Genomic DNA, 19,759 nt, shown 5'->3' with positions numbered 1-19,759 from the left:
CGATGCAGGCCCTTGCGGCCCCGTCTCATTCGAAGAAGATGAACTCGTGGTCGCCGGTGTAGCCGGTCTGCTTGAACACGAAATCCCACTCCTGCGGCGTGTGGAAGGCGCGGCAGGTCATCTGCCAGTACATCAGGTTCACCTTCTCGCGCTCGTTGCGATAGCCCTCGACGCAGATGTATTTGCCACCGCGGCTGACACGCTCGATCTCCTCGAACGCCGCCCAGAGCTCGTAATTGTAGAGATTATGCAGCGTGTTGATCGAGATGACCAGGTCGAAATGGTCGTCCGGGAAGGGCAGCTTGGTCGCGTTCGCGACCTGGCAGAACGGCTTGACGCTCTCCATCGTGTGTTCGACGCCGTAGGCGGAGATGTCGATGCCGGCGACTTCGATGCCCGGGCAGGCTTCGGTGAAGTCGTGCAGGATGAAGCCCTTGCCAGAGCCGACGTCGAGGACGCGCATGCCGGGCTTCAATCCATAGGTCTGCACCATCGCGTCGGCCACCTTGCGCCAGCGGCCGTCATATTTGTAGCCGCCATAGCCGGTCTCGCGGCTGCCGTCCCAGTAGTCGTAATCCCATTTCAGGGCGAGGTCGGCGACCTCCGCCTTGTCGCGCTGGGTGACGCGGGCGACATAGTCGCGCGGCGTCGATTTGTGGATGAGGCCGACGAAGTCGCGATATGCCATCTGGTGCGTTCCTTGGCTTGGGTCGGGATTAGCGGAGGCCGATCTCGGCGAGTTTCGCCACGGCCTTGTCGAGTTGGGCGGCGCAGCGCGCATCGCGCGCGCCGGGGTGGGCGAAGTCGCGGCGGGCGGCGTCCATCGGCAGGAAGTCGTTCAGGATGATGCAGGCCCATTTGATCCGGTAGGCGTCGAGCAGAAGATCGCAACGCGTGCGGAAGGCTGAATCGAGCCCAAGGTCGCTTGCCAGGCTGTCCACGAAGGTCGCGCGATGGACCAGCGGCACCGGGATTTCCGGGCAGCAGAAGAAATCGCAGACCAGCTTGGCCGGGTCGTCGCGTCCGGCATATTCGAAATCGATGAAAGAGACGCGCCCGTCATCATCGACCATCGCGTTGTGGAAGCCGAAATCAGACGGCGAGATGCACTGGGCGTCCAGGGGCAGGGTGGTCGTGTCGGAAGCCGCCGTGATCGTCTCGCGCACCTTCGCCCAGGCCGGGACGAGACCGGTCCGCACCAGCGTCTCGGCCCGCTCGCGATGTGGTGCATCGGGGTCGAGCGTGGAGAGCCGGGCCACGCGGCGGTCGACGGTCGCGACATGGTCGGCCAGCGAGAAGCAGGCCTCCGAGCCGGGCTGCAGGGCTTGGGGCTCGCGCGGCGCGGCATTGGCTTGGGCGACGAACCCGGCGGCCTGCGCGATGTGGCCGGCGTCGATCTCGCTGGCGGCGAGCTTGCGGCCGGGCATCAGCGTGTAGAGCGCCGTATGGCTCGCCCGCTCCTGCGCCAGCGGCTCGGGCACGACACGCACGCCGCGCTCCCAGACATAGGTCAGGAAGCTCCACTCGGCGAAGAGCCGGTCGCGCGGGTCACGCGCATCGGCGTGGTAGCTCTTCAGGATGAGGGAAGGGCCTTCGCTCAGCGCAAGCGCGAAGACGCGGTTGTTCTTGCCGCCGGCCAGTTGCGCGAGCGAGGCGGGCGCAGCCCGCCCGGCGGCGCTGCAAAGCCGTGCCGCCGCGTCGAGGAGATCGTCGCTGCCGAGCATCGGCTCAGCCGCCGAGCAGGGCGCTCTGGATCGAGCCCCAGCTCGCATGGCGCTCGAAACGGTCGATGGCCGCATGGTGGCCGTCTGGATCGAACAGGATGCCGCGCATGCCGGCCGGAAAGCCGGTCATCGACAGGATCTCGGGCAGGTCGTCGATGAAGACCTCGACGCCAAGAGAGGCGGCGCGCGCGACCTTCTCTTCCTTCGTCAATTCGAAGAAGGCGTTTCCGGCGCGCACGCCCGCGTCGCCGATGAAGCCGCGCGCCTCGAGGAAGCCGCGTGCGGCCTGGTGCATGTCGTAGGCCGGCCCCATCATCGGGGTCCTGGTCTTGTGACTGACGATGAACAGCTCGTGGCCCGCGGCATTGGCCGCCTTCAGGAAAGCGTCGAAGCCGGCATAGGGCGCGACGAGGTCCATGCGGGCACCATAGACATAGCCCTGCAGCTGCGTGAAATCATCCTTGCGGCCGGAGCCGTTGAGGTGGTCGCGCACGGCGTTCTTCGAGCCGCCGAGATCGGCCGGAATCAGCCCGCGCTCCAGCGCCGCCTTGTGGAAGACGCCGTCATAGCAGGCGATCGTGTTGTCGAAATCGATGCCGATCCGCATGGACAGCCCTTTCGTCCGGGCTGGCGCTACAGGCTCATGTCGATCAGCGGCCGGCCGACCTTGCCGTCGGCGAGGTCGTCGAGCGCCTGGCTGGCCTGCGCCAGCGAATAGGGCGCCGACAGCAGCCCCTTGACCGGGAAGCGCCCGCCGCCGAGCAGGCGGCCATAGCGGCCATAGTCGCGATCGGGAACGCTGTCGCCGCCCCAGGTGCCCATCAGGCTCTTGCCCTGGTTGAACACGCCCGGATTGAGCTTGAGTTCGGCGCCGTATTTGGCGTTGCCGATGACGACGGCGCGGCCGCCCTGCTGGCGCGTCGCGTTGATCGCCTGGTCCATCACGGCCGGGATGCCGGAGGCCTCGACGGCGACATCGACGCCCTGCGGCACGATCTTCTTGATCTCGGCGATGACGTCGACGCCGGTCGGATCGATGACATGGGTCGCGCCATAGGTCTTGGCGAGCGCACGGCGCGTCGGGCTCGGATCGATGCCGATCACCGGCGAGGCGCCGCCCAGCGCCGCAGCGAGGCAGGCATTGAGGCCGATACCGCCGGTGCCGAAGATCGCGATCGAATCGCCCGGCTGGAGCTTGAGCACGTTGTAGACGGCGCCCATGCCGGTCGGCGCGGCGCAGCCGAGCAGCACGGCGACATCCATCGGCAGGCTCTCGGGCACCAGCGTCAGGCGGTTCTCGCTGACGACGGCATGGCGCTGGAAGGTGGTGACGCCGCCGGCGTTCACCTTCTTGTCGCCCCACATGTAGATCGCGCCGCCGGCCTCGATGCCCGAGCCCTTGATCCAGGACAGCACGACCTTGTCGCCGGCCTTGACCTTGGTGACGGCGGAGCCCGCCTCCAGCACCGTGCCGGTGCCTTCATGGCCGAGGCAATGGGGCACCCATTTGTCCTCGCCCTTGAGGCCGCGCGCTTCCATGACCTGCGTGCCGCAGGCGCCGGAATAGGCGATTTCGACCAGGACTTGACCGGGCTTGAGGGCCGGGATCTCGATCTCGACGAGTTCGAGCGGCTGGCCGGTCTGGACGAGGAGGGCGGCGAGGGTTTTCATCGGATATCCGTCAGGCGAGCGAATGCAGGATGCGGTGGGCCATCTGGTGGCCAGTGAGTTCGAGCTGTTCGCGAGCGAACTCCTGCTCGCCGGATTTCTTGAAGAAGGCGTCGGGTGTGCCGAAACGCAGGAACTTCTTCGGCGCGATGCCGGAATCGACGATCCATTCGGCGACCGCCGAGCCGAAGCCGCCGATCAGCGAATGCTCCTCGATGGTGGCGACCAGCTTGTAGCGCGAGAACGCGTCCTGGAGGCGCTTCTCGTCGAGCGGCTTGACGGTGTGGAAGCTCACCACCTCGGCCGAGACGCCGCTTTCCTTCAGCACATGCGCGGCCTCGATCACCTCGGGCAGCATGTTGCCGGTCGAGAGCAGGCAGACGTCGCTGCCCTGCTCGATGGTGATCGACTCGCCGATCTTGAAGGTGTCGAGGCGGCCCTTGTGGACCAGCGGCTCGCCCTTCTTGCCCATGCGGATATAGGCCGGCTTGTTCTGCTGCATCACGGCGCGCAGCGCGGCGCGGACCTCCCAGGCATCGCCGGGCGCGATCACGATCATGTTCGGGATCGCGCGCAGGAAGGCGATGTCCTCGCAGGCATGGTGCGTCGGTCCGAGACCGGCATAGGCGAGGCCGGCACCGACCGAGACGATTGTGACGGGCACGTCGTGATAGGCGGCGTCGGTGCGGATCTGCTCGAGGCAGCGCGTCGTGCAGAACGGCGTGATCGTATAGGTCACCGGCCGCATGCCGGACATGGCGAGCCCGGCGGCGACGCCGGTCATGTTCTGCTCGGCGACGCCGCAATTGATGAAGCGCTCGGGGTGGGCCGCCCGGAACTTGTCGAACAGCTTGTTACCGATGTCGCCCGAGAGCATGACGAGGCGGGGGTCGTCATTGCCCAGGGCGGTCAGCTCGTCCGCGAATGCGTTTCTCATAGCAGGCCGAGCTCCTTATGCGCCTTCACGACCTCGTCGGCGGTCGGGGCACGGTAATGCCAGTTGTTGTCGTCCTCCATGAAGGAGACGCCCTTGCCTTTGACGGTGTGCGCGATCAGGGCGACGGGCTTGCCCGTGCCGTTCGGCAGCGTCTGCATCATCCGGGCGAGTTCGCCGACATCGTGGCCGTCGATCTCATGCGCGTCCCAGCCGAAGGCGCGCCACTTGTCGGCGAGCGGGGCCAGCATCAGCGTCTCGTTGGAGCGCGCGGTGGCCTGCCACTTGTTGTAGTCGACGATGACGCAGAGGTTGTCGAGCTTCTGGGCCGAGGCGAACATCGCCGCCTCCCAGACCGAACCCTCGTTGTTCTCGCCGTCCGAGAGCAGGGCGTAGACCTTGTAGTTGCGCTTCTGGATGCGGCCGGCGACCGCCATGCCGATGCCGATCGGCAGGCCGTGGCCGAGCGAGCCGGTCGCGGCCTCGACGCCGGGCAGGAGGTTCGCCGGCGGATGCTCGGCCAGGCGGCCATTGTCCTGGTTGTAGGTCTTGAGCTCCTCGACCGGGAAGTAGCCGCGGTTGGCGAGCGTCGCGTAAAGCGCCATCGCCGCATGGCCCTTCGACAGGATGAAGCGGTCGCGATCGGGGTCGGTCGGGTTCGCCGGGTCGATGTTCAGGACATGCCAGTAGGCGGCCGTCAGGACGTCGAGGCAGGACAGCGACGAGCCGAGGTGAGCGGAGCTCGCCTCATGGCACATGGTCACGACGGTCCCGCGCAGCTGTGCGGCCCTGGCCTTCAGGGCAGCGACATCGGGCTCTTTGTATGCGGCGTTCATCAATGTCTTACGCCTTATGGATGTATTTGGAGGGAAGGGACGGCAAATCGGCCTCGAAACGGCGCATCCAGCCGATCGTGTCGGCGATGCCGTCGGCGAGAGAGATCTTGTCCTGCCAGCCGAGCTCGGTGCGCAGCTTGATCGAATCGAGCGTGTAGGCGGTGTCCTTGCCGGGGCGCTCGGGGCCGATCTCGACGCATTCGTCGAAGTTCTTGCCGAGCGTCGACAGGATCGTCTCGACGCAGGTCCGGATCGAGACCAGCTCATAGCCGGAGATGTGGTAGGTCTCGCCGAGCGCGCCCTTGAGCGCGATCTTCAGCGTCGCGTCCGAGACGTCGCGCATATGGATGAAGACGCGGATCGACTTGCCGCCGCCGTCGAGCCTGAGCTTCTGGCCGGTCATCGCCGCATAGATCGTGCGCGGGATGATGCGGTAGAGCTGCTGGCCGGGGCCGTAGACATTGGCGGCGCGGGTGAACAGCACCGGAAACTGGTACTGCTGGAAATAGGTGCGCAGGCTCATGTCGCCGGCGGCGCGCGAGACGGCATAGGGCGTCGACGGGTTGAAGGCGTGGTCTTCCTTCACCCAGCCCTCGGTCGAGCCATAGGCTTCCGGCGTGGTGACGTGGACGTAACGCTCCAGCCCATCATAGTTGCGCAGCAGATCGTGCAGGCGGACCGTGGAGACGACGTTCGTCATCATCCAGTGGTCGGGGTTGATCCAGCTCTCGCCGACCATCGACTGGGCCGCGAAGTTGACGACATGCGTCGGGCGCTCGGCCTTCAGCAGCGCCTCGAGCGCGGGCAGATCCTTGTTGATGTCGATGCGCTTGAACCGCACCGTGCCCGGCCGCTTCTTCCACTTATAGGGCAGGAAGGCGCGATGCGGCTCTTTCGAGCGGCTCGTCGCGATGACGTCATAGCCCTGCTCGGCCAGATAGTCGCAGAAAAAGGCGCCCGAAAACGAGTTCGAGCCGAGGACGAGAAACTTGACGCCTGACGTCATGTCGAGAGGATTTCCTACGCTGCCGTGACGTGGTGGCGGTGCTTGTACAGCCACTGAACGATCATGTGGCCCAGAATCGTCTGGGTGTCCTCGGCGATCTGCATGTCGTCGACGGGGAAATGGATCGCCACATCCGCCATCGTCTTGGCCTTGCCGCCGCCGAAGCCGACGACCGCATAGGATTTGACGCCGCGACGCTTCGCCTCGTCCAGCGCCTTCAGGATGTTGGGCGAGTTGCCGCTGCCCGAGAAGGCGAGAAGGATGTCGCCGGGATTGGCCATCACCGCGAGCTGATAGGTGAAGACCTCGTCATAGCCTTCGTCATTGGCAAGGCAGGCCAGCACCGCCGGGTTCTCGGTTAGCGCATGGGCCCGGATGCCGGAGCCCAGCGTCTTCGAGAGCGGATACATGAAGTCGTTGGCGAGGTGGTTGGCATTGCCGGCGCTGCCGCCATTGCCGATCAGGAAGAGCTGGCGCTTCTCCTGCCAGCAGCCGAACAGATCCTCGGCCAGCGCCTTGACCGGCGCCCAGTCGAAGACCTGCAGCGTCTGCGCAAGGCGCGCCGAATAGTCCTTGAAGTGATCCGTCGGATCGCTCAGTTCCGCCATGTCGGCCTCCCAGGCCAGGTCGTCTTCGACCCGTTTGTTATTCGGCGGCCGCTTGTGCAGGCAGAACCGTCTTCATCATCCATTTGAGATTATGGAAGCGATCTTCTTCCTTGAGCGCGCCCTGGCGGTAGAGCCCGACGATCTCCTTGATCGCGTCGTCGACGGTCTTCTTCGGGCGGAAGCCGGTCGCCAGCAGCCGGTCGGAGTTGACCCGGTAGCTGCGCGGATCGTTCGACGGCTTCACCTCGATCTCGGCACCGACATGCTCGGCGACCATCTTGGCGATGTCGAGGATCGAGATGTTCTCGAAGCCCGCATTGTAGACGCCGGTGTGCTGCGGGTTCTCCATCAGGAAGATGTAGAGGTCGGTGATGTCGTCCATGTGGATGTTGGGGCGCGTCTGGTCGCCGCCGAGCACCGTGATCTTGCCCTTGGTCAGGGCCTGCATGGTCAGCAGATTGACGGCGACGTCGAGGCGCATGCGCGGCGAGAAGCCGCACACCGTCGCCGGGCGCACGATCTGCACGGTCATGTCGTTCTCATAGGACAACAGGATGCGCTCGCCGCACATCTTGGTCTTGTTGTACTCGGAGATCGGGAACAGCTCGAGGTCCTCGGTGACCTGCGGCTCGTCGGAGACGCCGTAGACCGAGCCGGACGAGGCATAGATGAAGTGCTTGATGCCCTTGCGCTTGGCCCGGTCGGCCAGCTGCATCGTGGCGAGGCAGCTGATTTCCCAGGTGAGCTTCGGGTCGAGATCGGAGCAGGGGTCGTTGGCGACGCTCGACAGATGGATGATCACGTCGATGCCGTCGAGGTTGACCTCGTCGCTGTTGCGGATGTCGCCCTTCACCACCTCGAGATTGGGATGGGGCCGCAGGAAGTTGCCGAACCACTGGATATCGAAGGCGCGAACGGTGTGGCCCTTCTCGAGCAGCTTCGGAACCAGCACCGTGCCCTTGTAGCCGCAAGCGCCAGTGACGAAAATGTTCATGGACCGTTTCCCCGCGAAGAACCCGGCAGACGGTGTCTCCGGGGTGGTGGCGACTGTGAAGAACGGCGCCCTGAAGGCTCCCGCCGAGCGCGCGCCGCCTCATAGCAGCATCAAAATGGCATGTCGATAGCGGCGGGTGCCGTGCCGTTCCCGGCGGGCCACGTGGCAATCGGGATGCTGGTTTGGATCCAAACCCCGCTCTAAAGGCCAAACGAAAGGCGTTGTGCTCCGATTCTACAATGTGCCGGCGCGGAATGATTGCCGCCTATCTATGATTGGTCTAAGGAAGCGCGCCTCACCGCACCGTATTCGCTGCCGACCTGACGGACCTGATCTGAATGACGAAGATGACCGATCTCACGGACCTCGAGGAGGCGGTGGACGCAAGTCGCGAGCCGCTTACCAGCGTGGCGGCCATCCGGGCTCTTGCGGGCGAGAACAAGCGGATCGCCTTCGTCTCCGGCAACTTCAACGCCGTCCATCCCGGCCACCTGCGCCTGCTCCGCTTCGCTGCCGAGAACGCCGACTTCCTGGTCGTCGGGATCAATTCGGACCGGACACCGGGCGTTACCGTTCCCCAGGCGCTGCGCCAGGAGGGCATCGAGGCGATCTCCTTCGTGAGCCATGCCGTCTCGCTCGCCGGCGCGCCGGAGGAGTTCGTCGCGGAATTGCGGCCCGACGTTGTGGTCAAGGGCAAGGAATTCGCGGTTCGCGAGAACCCCGAGAAGCCGGTCGTCGAGGGCTATGGCGGCAAGCTGATCTTCTCGTCGGGCGAGGTGCGCTTCTCCTCGATCAGCCTGCTGCAGCGAGACTATGCCGAGCCGAACTTCCACACCATCAAGCTCCCGGCCGATTATCCGTTCCGCCACGGTTTCGACAATGAGGACCTGAAAGGCTGCCTCGAGCGCTTCACCGGGCTGCGCGTCCTGGTGATCGGTGATCTGATCGTCGACAAATACATCAACTGCGACCCGCTCGGCATGTCGCAGGAAGACCCGACCATCGTGGTCACGCCGATCGAGCACAAGACCTTCGTCGGCGGCGCCGGCATCGTCGCGGCCCATGCGCAGGGGCTCGGAGCCGATGTGCGCTTCATGACGGTGGTCGGCGATGACGAGGCAGCCCGCTACGCCGAGGAGGCGCTCGGCCGCTACAACGTCAAGCTCGACCTGTTTCTCGACCGCTCGCGCCCGACCACGGTGAAGGAGCGCTATCGCGCCAACGGCAAGACGCTGCTGCGCGTCAACCATCTGCGCCAGCATCCGATCGAGAGCGATCTCCAGGCCCGCATCCTCAAGCGGGTCGAGGACGTCGTGGCCGATGTCGATCTCATCCTCTTCTCGGACTTCAACTACGGCATGCTGCCGCAGCCGCTGGTCGAAGCGATCACCGCGCTCGCCACCCGTCATGGGGTGATGATGGGCGCCGACAGCCAGTCGTCCTCGCAGCTCGCCGACATCTCGCGCTTCAAGGGCATGGACATCATCACCCCGACCGAACGCGAGGCGCGGCTTGCGCTCCGCGATTTCGAGTCGGGCCTGGTCATCGTGGCCGAGCGGCTGCGCGAGGTCGCAGGCGCCGGCAGCGTCATCGTCACGCTCGGCTCCGAGGGGCTGCTGATCCATGGCCGCAAGGACGGGATCGACCGGTCCGACCGGCTGCCGGCCTTCAACACGGCCCCCAAGGATGCCGCCGGCGCTGGCGATTCGCTGTTCACGACGCTCTCGATGGCGCGCTGCGCCGGCGTCGATATCTGGCGCGGGATCTATCTGGGATCGGTCGCTGCCGCCTGCCAGGTGTCCCGCGTCGGCAACACGCCGCTCACGCGCCAGGATCTGATCCTGGAGCTCGAGCAGGCGACCGTCACCCGCGCCTAGAGCAGACACGATGCGCGCATTGCTGCTGGCCGCAGGGATCGGAAGCCGGCTTCGCCCGGTGACCGACACGATTCCCAAATGCCTCGTGCCGATCCATGGCCGGGCCCTGCTCGACTACTGGTTCGACCTGCTGACGCCGGCCGGCGTCGGCCCCGTCCTGATCAACACGCATTATTTGCCCGATGCGGTGCGAGGCCATGTCGCCGAGGCGCCCTATCGCGACGCGGTCACGCTGGTCCATGAGGACGAGCTGCTCGGCACCGGCGGCACCATCCATGCCAATGCCGGCTTCTTCGGCCGGGAGCCCTTCCTCGTCGCCCATGCCGACAACCTGACGCGCTTCGACCTGCAGGCCTTCGAGGCCGTCCACAAGGCCCGCCCGCCCGGTTTCGCGATCACCATGCTGGCCTTCGAGACCGACGACCCGCGCTCCTGCGGCATCCTCGAATTCGAGGAAGAGGCGGCGCCGGGCCGGGCCGGCATCGTCAAGGCCTTCCACGAGAAGGTCGAGAATCCGCCAGGCAACCTCGCCAATGCGGCGGTCTACATCCTTGAACCTGAAGTGCTGGACTTCCTGGCCGGGCTCGGCAAGCCGGTGATCGACCTCTCGACCGAGGTCATCCCGCATTTCGTCGGGCGCATCCAGGCGGTCTCGCTCGCCACCTATCACCGCGACATCGGCAATGTCGAAAGCCTGCGCCGCGCGCACGAGGAATTCGTGCCCTGAGAGGCGCTGTCCGTTTCGAAGCTGTGGGGTGTCCAGAATACCCAAGCGACCGATTGTTGACATGCTCTCCTAACTGCCGAAGTAAGACTCAACGATCGGTAGAAGACGACCCTGCGGAGCATTCGATGTCGATGATCAGAGAGGCTTTGCGCCGATGGCCCCCGGCGGTCCGTGTCTATTTGGCATGCAAGGCTGCTTTTCCTTCGTTTTTTCCGGCCCCGACACCACCATCAGGGGCACTGAACAATGATATCGGCACTCCGTCAGATCGCAGTGCGCCTTTGCAAGAGCCCGCGATCGTCGCCGGGTCCGGCGAGTCCCTGACGCCAGAGAACAGCGTCGACCTTGAACCGGCGCCTTCTCAAGAGGCCCCGGCGCCAGAGCCAGCGTATCGTGCCGAGGATTTTGATATCTATCACCAATACCCACCGCATATCTTTTATACTGACAGGGGAAAGGATGCGCTGTTCCGCGATGCTGTGGTCGCCTATTCCAACGTCCCCGTGGCGGATGAAGCATCTGGTCTCCACACCGATCCAAACCGCGTCGTCAATTTTTTCCAGGCGGTGCAGTCGACGTCGAGCCTGGAAGAGGCGGATTACCTAGAACTCGGCTCGCATCGGGGTTTCAGCCTGCGAGTCATCCACAAATTCATGGACCCGTCACGAACCCTTTATGCGCTCGATACGTTTGAGGGCTTCGACGAGCGAGACATTTCGGTCGAGCGGTCGATTTATGAAACGGAATGGACGGCGGGTTCGTTTGCTCCGACATCGGTGGAAAGCGTTGCGAGTTACGTTGGTGACGGCGCTTGGCCGGCCAATCTGAAGCTCGTGCGCGGCTGGTTTCCGGATGCCTTCGCCGATCTCGCCAGCCACCGCTGGCGGTTCGTTCATATCGATTTCGACCTCTATCAGCCGATCAAAACGGCTCTTGAAACCGTTTGGCCGAATATGGTCGCCGGCGGGGTCGTAATGGTTCACGATTATGGCTGTTATGGCTTCCCGGCTGCGCGGATGGCCGTCGATGAGTTTTGTGCGGCCGAAGGCGTGTATCCGGTCGAGCTGAACGACCGTTGGAGCACGGCCATCCTTCGCAAGCCGGCGCGCAGATTATGAAGGCTGTCGTCATGTCGAAGGCCCCACCGCTGTATTTCGCCGTTCCCGTATGGGGCGATTCCTACGTCGAAACCTATTTGAATGTCTGTCTGCCGGCCCAATTGTCGAGCGGCAATATCCAGTCGCTCTCAACCGATAGTCGCAACGAGTACCACATTTATACGGCCGAGGCGGATGCGAAGCGCATTGAGGACTCGGTGGCATATCGGGCGCTTTGCGATCTGATTTCCGTTTCAATTCATGTGATCGACGTCGGCGGCTCGACCGCGAGCGGCGGAGAGAAATATGCGATCAAAAGCGAAAGCTATCGCGATGCGCTCAACGGCGCGATTTCTGCCGGAGCCGCGGTCGTTGCGTTGAACGCCGATATCGTGATGGCCGACGGGTTCGTGCGGACTATCGTCGGGCTTCTTGCCAGGGGCATCCGCGTGATCGAAATTCCCGGTCCAAGGGCGCTGAAGCAGGAGGTTGTCGATATCCTGCTCAAGGACTTCAAGTCCTCGGACAATGGAATTCTGACGGTTTCACCGAATGAGCTGTCCCGTATCTGGTTTGGCAACCGTCATCCACAGCTCCTGATGCATTGCGTCGAGGGTATCAAGGGCGATGAATTCCACCCGTCCCATCTTTATTGGATCGTCGAGGGATCGGGCGTCATCATCCGTGGATTCCACCTTTACCCGATCGTCGTCTATCCGAAGAACAAGGATTTCGAATTCGCCGGCACGATTGATGACGATCTGGTCGCCAGTCTCAATCTCGGCGATCACGAGCGCTTTCTGGCGCAGGACAGCCGGGAACTCTTCTGCTGCGAACTGAGCGTTCCCGAGCATTTCGTGGGGCGGATGGCCGATCGCGGCGACATTAATCGCTACGTCGAGTACTATCGGTCCTATGCAGCAGCCAACATGGCCAATCTGCAGAAGGAAATCATCATCTCTGCCGATCGGCCGACAAGCTTCACCTGGCTGAAGCAGAGATGGAAAAGCCGTCGGTTCGCCGCGCGTCTTGCGCGCCTCTATGAGCGGGCCGCTGAAACGGTGCGGTAACTCCTCAGTCGTTGCATGATGCGTTCGAGAGTGCCGAGGCGAGGCATCTGCTGAACGGTGCCCGGCTTGATCATCATGCGGCAGGAGTAGTCCACCCGGATCAGAGGGGAAACGATGGAGTGTTCGGCGAGGAACTCGTCGACCGCCTTTCGGGCGCCACCGAAGTGCCCATAGTCATCGAAGATCACAATGCCACCGGGGCTCACGCGGTCATAAAGCGCATTCAGGACATGACGGTATGAGGCATACCAGTCGGTGTCGATGCGAAGCAGCGAAATGGCGCCCGGCGCCGTTGCTGGGATGGTCTCCTCGACCATGCCTTCGACAAATGTCAGAAGTCCTTCGGGATAGCCCGTGGACAACATGTTGGCAGTCACGTCTGCTCGGTCGGCATAGGCCCAGTACGTCTTTCCATCCGTCAATGTATGGGCGTTCCAACCATCGATGGCGCGGTTGCCGAGGACGTCGACGTCCACTTCCGCATCCGGCTTGGGCAGTCCCGCGAACGTATCATAAAGCCAGAGACGTCGATCGTGAGAAGCGGTTCGAAGCAATTCGAGGGCAGCAAGCATCATGCTGCCGCCACGCCAGACGCCGCATTCGACGATGTCGCCGGGGATACGCGCGCGCGCCACGTAGTTCACGCTCGACCAGAGCGCATGGAGGCGTTCTGTCGTCGTCATCGTGAATTTTCTGACCTTGTTCATCGAGATGATGAACTCGGGCTCAAGGTCGGCGTATTTCGTTTGCCTGCTGAATTCCTCTAGCAGGGACTGAAAATCGGTCTGGTGTTCGTCCGCGATCATGGAATCGCGGACCTCTTTCAACAGATCGGCATCCGTCTCACGCCCCAGCATGCTGTTGACGGCAGCCAGGCGACGCTTCAAATCGATTCTGTCGGGATGATTGACGAGATGGATCTTCAGAACTTCCGCCTCAATCTTGGGCGGGATGGTTTTGTTGTTCTGAATGTAGTCATCCACAAATGAAAAAAGGCTGTCTTGGCTTGCGGAATTCGCGTCGATCTGCGCCATGAGCACGTCTGCATCGATCCGCTCGATCGGTTCCACGGGGCTTTGCGGCAAATCGTTGTCGGTGGTCATGATCGATTCCACTGAGAGCGCTAGACAATTCGCTATAGACTAGGAGTGCCGCCTGCGAATTGAGACTTGAATAGGATGATGAGTATCTGGAGAAATTCGGTAGATCGGAGCGGCCCGTCTCACGACGTGTCCTTCGCGATCAGGCAGCTTGCTGGGGCTGCTGAGTAGCGGCGCCATGGCGCACAGTCAATTCCAGACCCCCCAACCCAATCTTCAGCTCCACACTCCGCAAGCTCCATCCTTGCCTGCCCCCGCCCTTCCGCATGATAATCGCTGAGCCGCGCTGTTGCGCGACGATACGGATCGACGATGACCTTCCACAACCTCCACAGCCACGGCTTCATCCGCCTCGCCTGCGCGGCGCCGCGGCTCAAGGTCGCCGATCCTGGCTTCAACCTCGGCGAGATGCTTCCCCTGCTGCGGCGGGCGGACGATGGCGGCGCCTCGATCGTGCTGTTTCCGGAGCTGGGCCTGAGCGCCTATGCGATCGACGACCTGCACATGCAGAGCGCGCTGCTCGATGCGGTGCGCGATGCGCTGTCGGCGCTGGTCGAGGAGAGCCGTAGCCTGCGTGCCGTTGCCGTCGTCGGCGCTCCGCTGCGCGTCGAGGGGCGGCTCTTCAACTGCGCCGTTGCGATCCATCGCGGCCGCATTCTGGCCGTCGTCCCCAAGACCTATCTGCCGAATTACCGCGAGTTCTATGAGCGCCGCCAGTTCGCCTCGGGCGAGCGCGCCGGCATCACCTCCATCCAGCTTTGCGGCCAGGAGGTGCCCTTCGGCACCGACATACTGCTGAGCGCGTCCGACGTCCCCGATCTCACCATCCACATGGAGATCTGCGAGGACGTCTGGATGCCGGTGCCGCCGAGCTCGTTTGCGGCGCTGGCCGGTGCGACCGTGCTACTCAACCTCTCGGCCTCCAACGTCACCATCGGCAAGTCGGACTGGCGCCACACGCTCTGCAAGGCTCATTCCGGCCGCTGCATCGCGGCCTATGCCTATTCGGCCGCCGGTACGGGCGAATCGACAACCGATCTCGCCTGGGACGGACAGGCGATGATCTACGAGAACGGCGCGCTGCTGGCGGAAGCCGAGCGCTTCGCGTCCGAGCCGCAATTGATCCTCGCCGATATCGATCTGGAGCGGCTGGCGCTCGACCGCATCCGCATGAACACCTTCGGCGACAATGCCGATGCGCTGCGCGACCGGTTGGCTTTTCGGCGTGTCTCCTTCGCGCTGGAGCCGGACTGCGAGAGCGATCTCGGGTTGATGCGCGAGGTCGAGCGTTTCCCCTTCGTGCCATCGGACGATGCCAGGCTGAACGAGCTCTGCTTCGAGGCCTACAACATCCAGTCGCACGGCCTGCGCAAGCGGCTGGAGAGCACCCGCGTCGAGAAGATCGTCATCGGCGTGTCCGGCGGACTCGATTCGACGCAGGCGCTGCTGGTTGCCGCCGACACGATGGATGCGCTGGGCCTGCCTCGCGAGAACATCCTCGCCTACACGCTGCCGGCCTTCGCCACGAGCGCGGGCACCAAGACCAATGCCTGGCGGCTGATGAAGGCGCTCGGCGTCACCGCCGCCGAGATCGACATGACCCCGGCCTGCCGCCAGATGCTGGTCGATATCGGCCATCCCTTCGCCGAGGGCGAGCCCGTCTACGACATCACTTTCGAGAACGTGCAGGCGGGTGCGCGCACCTCGCTGCTGTTTCGCCTCGCCAACAAGAACAACGGCCTCGTGCTCGGCACGGGCGACCTCTCGGAGCTGGCGCTGGGTTGGTGCACCTATGGCGTCGGCGACCAGATGTCCCATTACAACGTCAACGGCTCGGTCTCGAAGACACTGATCCAGCATCTGATCCGCTGGGTCGCCCGCACGGAGCGCTTCGGCGGGGACGCCTCGGCCGTGCTGCTCGACATCCTGGCCACGGAAATTTCGCCCGAACTCGTGCCGGGAGACGGCGAGGGGCCGAGCCAGAAGACCGAGGATTTCGTCGGCCCCTATGCGCTGCAGGATTTCAACCTGTTCTACATCACGCGCTACGGCTTTTCGCCCAGCAAGGTCGCCTTCCTCTCGCATCACGCCTGGTCGGATGCGGCTCGCGGCGACTGGCCGCCGCATATGGAGGCCGCCAAGCAGGTCGCCTACGACCTGCCGACGATCAAGCGCTGGCTGCGCGTTTTCGTCCGCCGCTTCTTCGAGACCAGCCAGTTCAAGCGCTCGGCGATGCCAAACGGGCCGAAGGTCTCGTCGGGCGGCTCGCTCTCGCCGCGTGGCGACTGGCGCGCGCCCAGCGACGCCTCGGGCGCGGCCTGGCTGACGGATCTCGATCGCATTCCGGATTGAACGTCGGTCCGGTTGTTGGGCGCGCCGTCATCCCGGACCAGCCGCGCTGCCGCGGAGATCCGGGATCCATGCCTGAACCGTTCCGGAATGGATCCCGGATCTCCGCTTCGCTGCGTCCGGGATGACGGAGTGGTTCTGTCGTCAGCGACATCGAGAGGCCACGCACCGAGCGCCCCGGCCGGCTCGCGCCGCGGGGTTTTCGGGCAGAGGTCTCAAACCAGTGCGTATCCGAGGGGATGCGCGGGGAGAGGCGGCGTCGCAGTCGACGGCTGCGTGCCGATGTCGATGTCGAAGTCGAGATGTCGAAGCAGCGCCGTCAGCCGCCGCCTCGCCCCGCGCGCGGTTCTCTGGGGGCCCGTCGTCATTGGGAGTCCGGCGAGGACCCGGGCCTGCCTGTTTGGCCCGGATGACGAACGGCGCCTCCATGACGCCGGCCCGCAACGGCCGGACATCATGAACACCGCAAACCCCGCCCGGCCGCACGATGCCTCGCGACAGCCCCCTTGGTCGGGCGGAGCGAGGAGAGGATAGGGGCTGGCTGGGGGCGCGGGGATAAGATTCATAACGCGCCGTCATGCTCGGGCTTGACCCGAGCATCTCAGGACGAGACGTCTCCGGCGCCTCGTCCGGCCCGAGTTTCTCGGGTCTGCGCTGCGCTCCGCCCGAGAATGACGCGTCCTTCTTCCCTCCTCCCCTCAGGCCAGAAGGGTTCCCGCGACCGAAAGCCAAGCGGGCGCTGATTGGCCCAGACTGAGGCAGCCAAGCCTCAGGAGCGCCCGCCATCCACCGACAGCACCTGCCCGGTGATCCAGCCGGCCTGGTCGCTCAGGAAGAACAGCGTGGCGGCTGCGATATCGGCGGGCGTGCCGAGCCTGCGGGTGTGGATGCCCTCGACCAGCCGCTTCTGCCCTTCGGCCCCATAGCTCTCCCATTGCCGCTCGGTCGCGGGGTTGGAGCGCACGAAGCCCGGAGCCACCGAATTGACGGTGATGCCATCAGGCCCGAACTCCCAGGCGAGCTGCTTGGTCAATCCGACCAGCGCGTGCTTGGCCGAGGAATAGGCCTGGATGCCAGTCAGGCTCGGCCGCAGTCCCGCTCCCGACGAGATCGTGACGATGCGGCCGTAATGCGCCTGCTTCATCACGGGCGCGGCCGCCTGCGCCAGGAAGAAGGCGGCATCGACATTGGCCGCGAAGATCACCCGCCAATCGGCCTCGGAAATCGCCTCGATCGGCCGTCCGACCTGCCCGCGGACGCCGCCCGCGGCGTGAACGAGGAGATCGAGCCGGCCGCTTTGCGCAACGATCGACTCGACGAGCCCGGCTGCCCCCTCGGCCGAGCCCAGATCCACCGCATGGGGGATCGCGCCGATCGCGGCGGCGGTCGCGGCAACGCCGTCCGCGTCGATATCGGCGAGATGCACCGTCGCGCCGGCCTCGACCAGGGCGGTCGCGATGGCGCGGCCGATGCCCTGGGCCGCGCCGGTGACGAGGGCTATGCGGTCGTCAAAACGGATTTGCATCGGTCGATCAGCACCTTCAGGGTATCCAGGGATTGCGGCCGCCGGCCATCCTCGATGTCGTGGATCAGGCTCACCAGCGTCTCGACCGCAGGCGTCGGCACGCCGGCCTCACGCCCCAGCGCGGCGATGATGCCGATCTGCGGATCGACCTCGGTCTTGCGCTTGCGGACCGCAAGATCGCGCCAGATGCCGGAATGGGTCTTGGCGGTCTTCGAGGTGTAGTCGGCGAGCCAGGCGATCGTCTCGATCTGCGGATATTCCGGCTGGCCGGGCGCAAAGACCATCGGGTCGAATTCGCCGAAGCCCAGCGTCTTGACGCCGCGCGCGGCAGCGACAGCCGCGACCTCCTGGCCGAGCGCCAGCCAGACCACGAGGCGCTCGGGGTCGGCGAAATTGGCCGACATCGAATCGCCCGTCAGCGCCGTGCCAAACAGCATCGCGCCATAGGAGAGCTTGCCCCAGAGATAGCCCCAGATATTGGTGGTCAGGATCGACTTGGGCTCGAAGCCGAGCAGCAGCTTGTGCATCTCGATCGCGCGCGGCGTGATCTGCCCGTCGATCTCGCCGACGACAACGGCGCCCTCATTGCCGTAGAGGATCTCGCCCGGCCCATGCCAGTCGGCGCCGAAATTGACGAAGCAGCCCATCGTCCGCTCTGCCCCGACGACGGCTGCGATGGCGATTTCGTTGAGCCCGTTCTGGGCCGAGAGCACGAAGCCGTCGGGCGCCAGATGGGGGCTGAGCGCAGCGACCGCCTCGTCGGTCGCGCCGGCCTTCACCGCCAGCACGATGCGCTTGTAGGTGCCGGTCAGTTCGGCCGGCGTCACGGCGGGGATGACCTGCGTGAACTGGTCGATCGGCCCGGTGATCGAGAGCCCCGTCGTGCGGCAGGCCTCGACATGCTCGGGCACGATGTCGACGAGCAGCACGGGAACGCCGGCCCGCGCCCAATAGGCGCCGAGCGTGCCGCCGATGGCGCCGGCGCCCCAGATCAGGATCGGTTCGATGGTCATGGGCAGGCTCCTGATGCGCTGACCGATCCCCTTCCCCCCGCTTGCGGTGGGGAAGGGTTAGGGATGGGGGGCAGTGCCGCTCGGCGAGACGACGCCGGATAGAGGTCTGGCTTTGCGGCCCCCCACCCCAGCCCCCCCCCCCGCAAGCGGGGGGAGGGAGAAGGCTCAAGCCAATCGCTGTGTCGCATCACGCCGGCCCCGCGATCTCCACGTCCGCATGCGTCGCGACATGGACGGTGCCGTCCGGCGTCACCCAGCCGCGATACATGCCGTCCGTGTTGTAGGGCGCGACGATGGTGCCGTCCGCGTCGACCGCCACCAGCCCTGCGCCGATCTTGTGAGCGGTGAGTTCGCCCAGGACCGCGCCGCTCGCCTCTGCGAGGGGCAGGCCCTTATAGGCGATCAGCGAGGCCAGCTCGTGGCCGACGCAGTAGCGGATGAAATACTCGCCCTTGCCGGTGCCCGAGACCGCGCAGCGCCCGTCACGGGCATAGGTGCCGGCGCCGATGATCGGGGAATCGCCGACGCGCCCGACCGGCTTGTTGGTGTAGCCGCCGGTCGAGGTCGCCGCCGCCAGATGCCCCGCCGCATCCAGCGCGACCGCCCCGACCGTGCCGTGCTTCTCGGCTTCGCTCGCCTCGCCGGCCGTGCCGACCAGCTCGCGGATCTTCATCGAGGACAGGTTCTTGCGCCGGCGCTCCGTCGAGAAATGGCCGTTCTCGACGGTGTCGAGGCCTTCATGCGCGGCGAAGGTATCGGCGGCCGGGCCGACCAGCAGCAGCGGATCGCCGCGCAGCATCAGCGCCTTGGCGGCGCTGACCGGGTTGCGGATGCGCTTGACCGCCGCGACCGCACCGGCCGCCAGCGTCGCCCCGTCCATGATCGAGGCGTCGAGTTCATGTTCGCCCTCGGCGTTGAAGGCCGCGCCGTAACCGGCGTTGAAATGGGCCGAATCCTCCATCACCCGCACCGCCGCCTCGACGGCGTCGACGGCGCTGCCGCCCGCACTGAGGATGCTCCAGCCGGCCCGCAGCGAGGCCGCGAGATCGGCCCGGGCTTCCGCCCATTCCGCCTCTGACATTTCGGATTTTGGCAGCGTGCCGCAGCCGCCATGGATGGCGAGGGCGATCGGTTTGGTCATCAGGCGGTGGAACCTCGACGGAGGAATCCTTCTCCCCTCGGGGGAGAAGGTGGCAGCGCGAAGCGCTGACGGATGAGGGAAGGACGGATG

General features: G+C 65.0%; 18 protein-coding genes. 5 read left to right on the top strand and 13 right to left on the bottom strand.

Going from position 1 to position 19,759, the window contains the following annotated elements; genetic code table 11:
- Window positions 1-25 precede the first annotated feature (25 nt).
- From AE618_RS17090 to AE618_RS17050, 9 genes are read right to left on the bottom strand one after another with little or no spacing between them, the layout of a single operon-like run.
- Window positions 26-688 carry a class I SAM-dependent methyltransferase gene (locus tag AE618_RS17090; protein ID WP_054210269.1) on the bottom strand — a complete coding sequence of 221 codons (663 nt, stop codon included), beginning with the start codon at window positions 686-688 and terminating at the stop codon, window positions 26-28.
- A 28-nt stretch (window positions 689-716) separates the two neighbouring features.
- Window positions 717-1,724 (bottom strand): phosphotransferase, encoded by a 1,008-nt coding sequence (locus tag AE618_RS17085; protein WP_054210268.1) that lies wholly within the window; start codon window positions 1,722-1,724, stop codon window positions 717-719.
- Between the two features lie 4 nt (window positions 1,725-1,728).
- The gene (locus AE618_RS17080) at window positions 1,729-2,331 is read right to left on the bottom strand and encodes a hypothetical protein (RefSeq protein ID WP_054210267.1); all 603 of its coding nucleotides are present in this window, start codon (window positions 2,329-2,331) and stop codon (window positions 1,729-1,731) included.
- Window positions 2,332-2,357: 26 nt separating this feature from the next.
- Window positions 2,358-3,395, bottom strand: a complete 1,038-nt coding sequence (locus AE618_RS17075; protein ID WP_054210266.1) for a zinc-binding dehydrogenase — start codon at window positions 3,393-3,395, stop codon at window positions 2,358-2,360.
- A gap of 10 nt (window positions 3,396-3,405) precedes the next feature.
- Window positions 3,406-4,329: a transketolase family protein gene (locus AE618_RS17070; RefSeq protein ID WP_054210265.1), complete on the bottom strand. Its 924-nt coding sequence runs from the start codon at window positions 4,327-4,329 to the stop codon at window positions 3,406-3,408.
- The gene (locus AE618_RS17065) at window positions 4,326-5,162 is read right to left on the bottom strand and encodes a transketolase (protein WP_054210264.1); all 837 of its coding nucleotides are present in this window, start codon (window positions 5,160-5,162) and stop codon (window positions 4,326-4,328) included. Before AE618_RS17065 ends, AE618_RS17070 begins: the two co-directional genes overlap by 4 nt.
- A 7-nt stretch (window positions 5,163-5,169) precedes the next feature.
- Complete coding sequence (locus AE618_RS17060; RefSeq protein WP_054210263.1) at window positions 5,170-6,168, bottom strand: GDP-mannose 4,6-dehydratase; 999 nt, start codon at window positions 6,166-6,168, stop codon at window positions 5,170-5,172.
- A gap of 14 nt (window positions 6,169-6,182) precedes the next feature.
- Window positions 6,183-6,776: an SIS domain-containing protein gene (locus tag AE618_RS17055; RefSeq protein ID WP_054210262.1), complete on the bottom strand. Its 594-nt coding sequence runs from the start codon at window positions 6,774-6,776 to the stop codon at window positions 6,183-6,185.
- A gap of 37 nt (window positions 6,777-6,813) precedes the next feature.
- Entirely contained in the window at window positions 6,814-7,770 is a 957-nt protein-coding gene (locus AE618_RS17050; protein WP_054210261.1) for an NAD-dependent epimerase/dehydratase family protein, read from the bottom strand.
- A gap of 347 nt (window positions 7,771-8,117) precedes the next feature.
- Here AE618_RS17050 and AE618_RS17045 point away from each other — a divergent pair, with 347 nt between their 5' ends.
- The 4 genes from AE618_RS17045 (at window position 8,118) to AE618_RS17030 (ending at window position 12,541) form a co-directional block, all read left to right on the top strand.
- Window positions 8,118-9,647, top strand: a complete 1,530-nt coding sequence (locus AE618_RS17045; RefSeq protein WP_054210489.1) for a PfkB family carbohydrate kinase — start codon at window positions 8,118-8,120, stop codon at window positions 9,645-9,647.
- A 10-nt stretch (window positions 9,648-9,657) separates the two neighbouring features.
- On the top strand, window positions 9,658-10,374 hold the full coding sequence (locus AE618_RS17040) for a nucleotidyltransferase family protein (RefSeq protein WP_054210260.1): 717 nt from the start codon (window positions 9,658-9,660) through the stop codon (window positions 10,372-10,374).
- Between the two features lie 125 nt (window positions 10,375-10,499).
- Window positions 10,500-11,492 carry a class I SAM-dependent methyltransferase gene (locus AE618_RS17035; protein ID WP_082365348.1) on the top strand — a complete coding sequence of 331 codons (993 nt, stop codon included), beginning with the start codon at window positions 10,500-10,502 and terminating at the stop codon, window positions 11,490-11,492.
- 11 nt (window positions 11,493-11,503) lie between these two features.
- Window positions 11,504-12,541, top strand: coding sequence for a hypothetical protein (locus tag AE618_RS17030; RefSeq protein ID WP_156330321.1), 1,038 nt, complete (start codon window positions 11,504-11,506; stop codon window positions 12,539-12,541).
- Here AE618_RS17030 and AE618_RS17025 read toward each other — a convergent pair.
- Window positions 12,511-13,644 (bottom strand): TylF/MycF/NovP-related O-methyltransferase, encoded by a 1,134-nt coding sequence (locus AE618_RS17025; RefSeq protein ID WP_054210257.1) that lies wholly within the window; start codon window positions 13,642-13,644, stop codon window positions 12,511-12,513. The genes AE618_RS17030 and AE618_RS17025 overlap by 31 nt on opposite strands.
- Window positions 13,645-13,953: 309 nt before the next feature.
- Between AE618_RS17025 and AE618_RS17020 the strand changes: the two genes are divergently transcribed.
- Window positions 13,954-15,993, top strand: coding sequence for an NAD(+) synthase (locus tag AE618_RS17020; protein WP_054210256.1), 2,040 nt, complete (start codon window positions 13,954-13,956; stop codon window positions 15,991-15,993).
- Between the two features lie 766 nt (window positions 15,994-16,759).
- Here the strand turns inward: AE618_RS17020 and AE618_RS17015 are convergent.
- From AE618_RS17015 to AE618_RS17005, 3 genes are all read right to left on the bottom strand, one after another.
- A complete protein-coding gene (locus tag AE618_RS17015; RefSeq protein WP_054210255.1) occupies window positions 16,760-17,515 on the bottom strand; it encodes an SDR family NAD(P)-dependent oxidoreductase in 756 nt (251 codons plus the stop codon).
- Window positions 17,488-18,528: a ketopantoate reductase family protein gene (locus AE618_RS17010; RefSeq protein WP_054210254.1), complete on the bottom strand. Its 1,041-nt coding sequence runs from the start codon at window positions 18,526-18,528 to the stop codon at window positions 17,488-17,490. The genes AE618_RS17015 and AE618_RS17010 overlap by 28 nt, the downstream gene beginning before the upstream one ends.
- A 187-nt stretch (window positions 18,529-18,715) precedes the next feature.
- On the bottom strand, window positions 18,716-19,669 hold the full coding sequence (locus tag AE618_RS17005) for an isoaspartyl peptidase/L-asparaginase family protein (RefSeq protein ID WP_054210253.1): 954 nt from the start codon (window positions 19,667-19,669) through the stop codon (window positions 18,716-18,718).
- Window positions 19,670-19,759 lie beyond the last annotated feature (90 nt).

The organism is Allobosea vaviloviae (assembly GCF_001298265.1).
Lineage (GTDB): Bacteria > Pseudomonadota > Alphaproteobacteria > Rhizobiales > Beijerinckiaceae > Allobosea > Allobosea vaviloviae_B.
The sequence above is the reverse complement of the archived record's forward strand: the minus strand, read 5'-3'. Positions and strand labels throughout refer to the sequence as shown.

Coding starts and splice junctions, on each gene's coding strand:
- AE618_RS17040 (WP_054210260.1), top strand. CDS start 9,658: ATGCGCGCATTGCTGCTGGCCGCAGGGATCGGAAGCCGGCTTCGCCCG.
- AE618_RS17080 (WP_054210267.1), bottom strand. CDS start 2,331: ATGCGGATCGGCATCGATTTCGACAACACGATCGCCTGCTATGACGGC.
- AE618_RS17045 (WP_054210489.1), top strand. CDS start 8,118: ATGACCGATCTCACGGACCTCGAGGAGGCGGTGGACGCAAGTCGCGAG.
- AE618_RS17070 (WP_054210265.1), bottom strand. CDS start 4,329: ATGAGAAACGCATTCGCGGACGAGCTGACCGCCCTGGGCAATGACGAC.
- AE618_RS17030 (WP_156330321.1), top strand. CDS start 11,504: ATGTCGAAGGCCCCACCGCTGTATTTCGCCGTTCCCGTATGGGGCGAT.
- AE618_RS17005 (WP_054210253.1), bottom strand. CDS start 19,669: ATGACCAAACCGATCGCCCTCGCCATCCATGGCGGCTGCGGCACGCTG.
- AE618_RS17060 (WP_054210263.1), bottom strand. CDS start 6,168: ATGACGTCAGGCGTCAAGTTTCTCGTCCTCGGCTCGAACTCGTTTTCG.
- AE618_RS17025 (WP_054210257.1), bottom strand. CDS start 13,644: ATGACCACCGACAACGATTTGCCGCAAAGCCCCGTGGAACCGATCGAG.
- AE618_RS17010 (WP_054210254.1), bottom strand. CDS start 18,528: ATGACCATCGAACCGATCCTGATCTGGGGCGCCGGCGCCATCGGCGGC.
- AE618_RS17035 (WP_082365348.1), top strand. CDS start 10,500: ATGTCGATGATCAGAGAGGCTTTGCGCCGATGGCCCCCGGCGGTCCGT.
- AE618_RS17090 (WP_054210269.1), bottom strand. CDS start 688: ATGGCATATCGCGACTTCGTCGGCCTCATCCACAAATCGACGCCGCGC.
- AE618_RS17085 (WP_054210268.1), bottom strand. CDS start 1,724: ATGCTCGGCAGCGACGATCTCCTCGACGCGGCGGCACGGCTTTGCAGC.
- AE618_RS17055 (WP_054210262.1), bottom strand. CDS start 6,776: ATGGCGGAACTGAGCGATCCGACGGATCACTTCAAGGACTATTCGGCG.
- AE618_RS17075 (WP_054210266.1), bottom strand. CDS start 3,395: ATGAAAACCCTCGCCGCCCTCCTCGTCCAGACCGGCCAGCCGCTCGAA.
- AE618_RS17065 (WP_054210264.1), bottom strand. CDS start 5,162: ATGAACGCCGCATACAAAGAGCCCGATGTCGCTGCCCTGAAGGCCAGG.
- AE618_RS17015 (WP_054210255.1), bottom strand. CDS start 17,515: ATGCAAATCCGTTTTGACGACCGCATAGCCCTCGTCACCGGCGCGGCC.
- AE618_RS17050 (WP_054210261.1), bottom strand. CDS start 7,770: ATGAACATTTTCGTCACTGGCGCTTGCGGCTACAAGGGCACGGTGCTG.
- AE618_RS17020 (WP_054210256.1), top strand. CDS start 13,954: ATGACCTTCCACAACCTCCACAGCCACGGCTTCATCCGCCTCGCCTGC.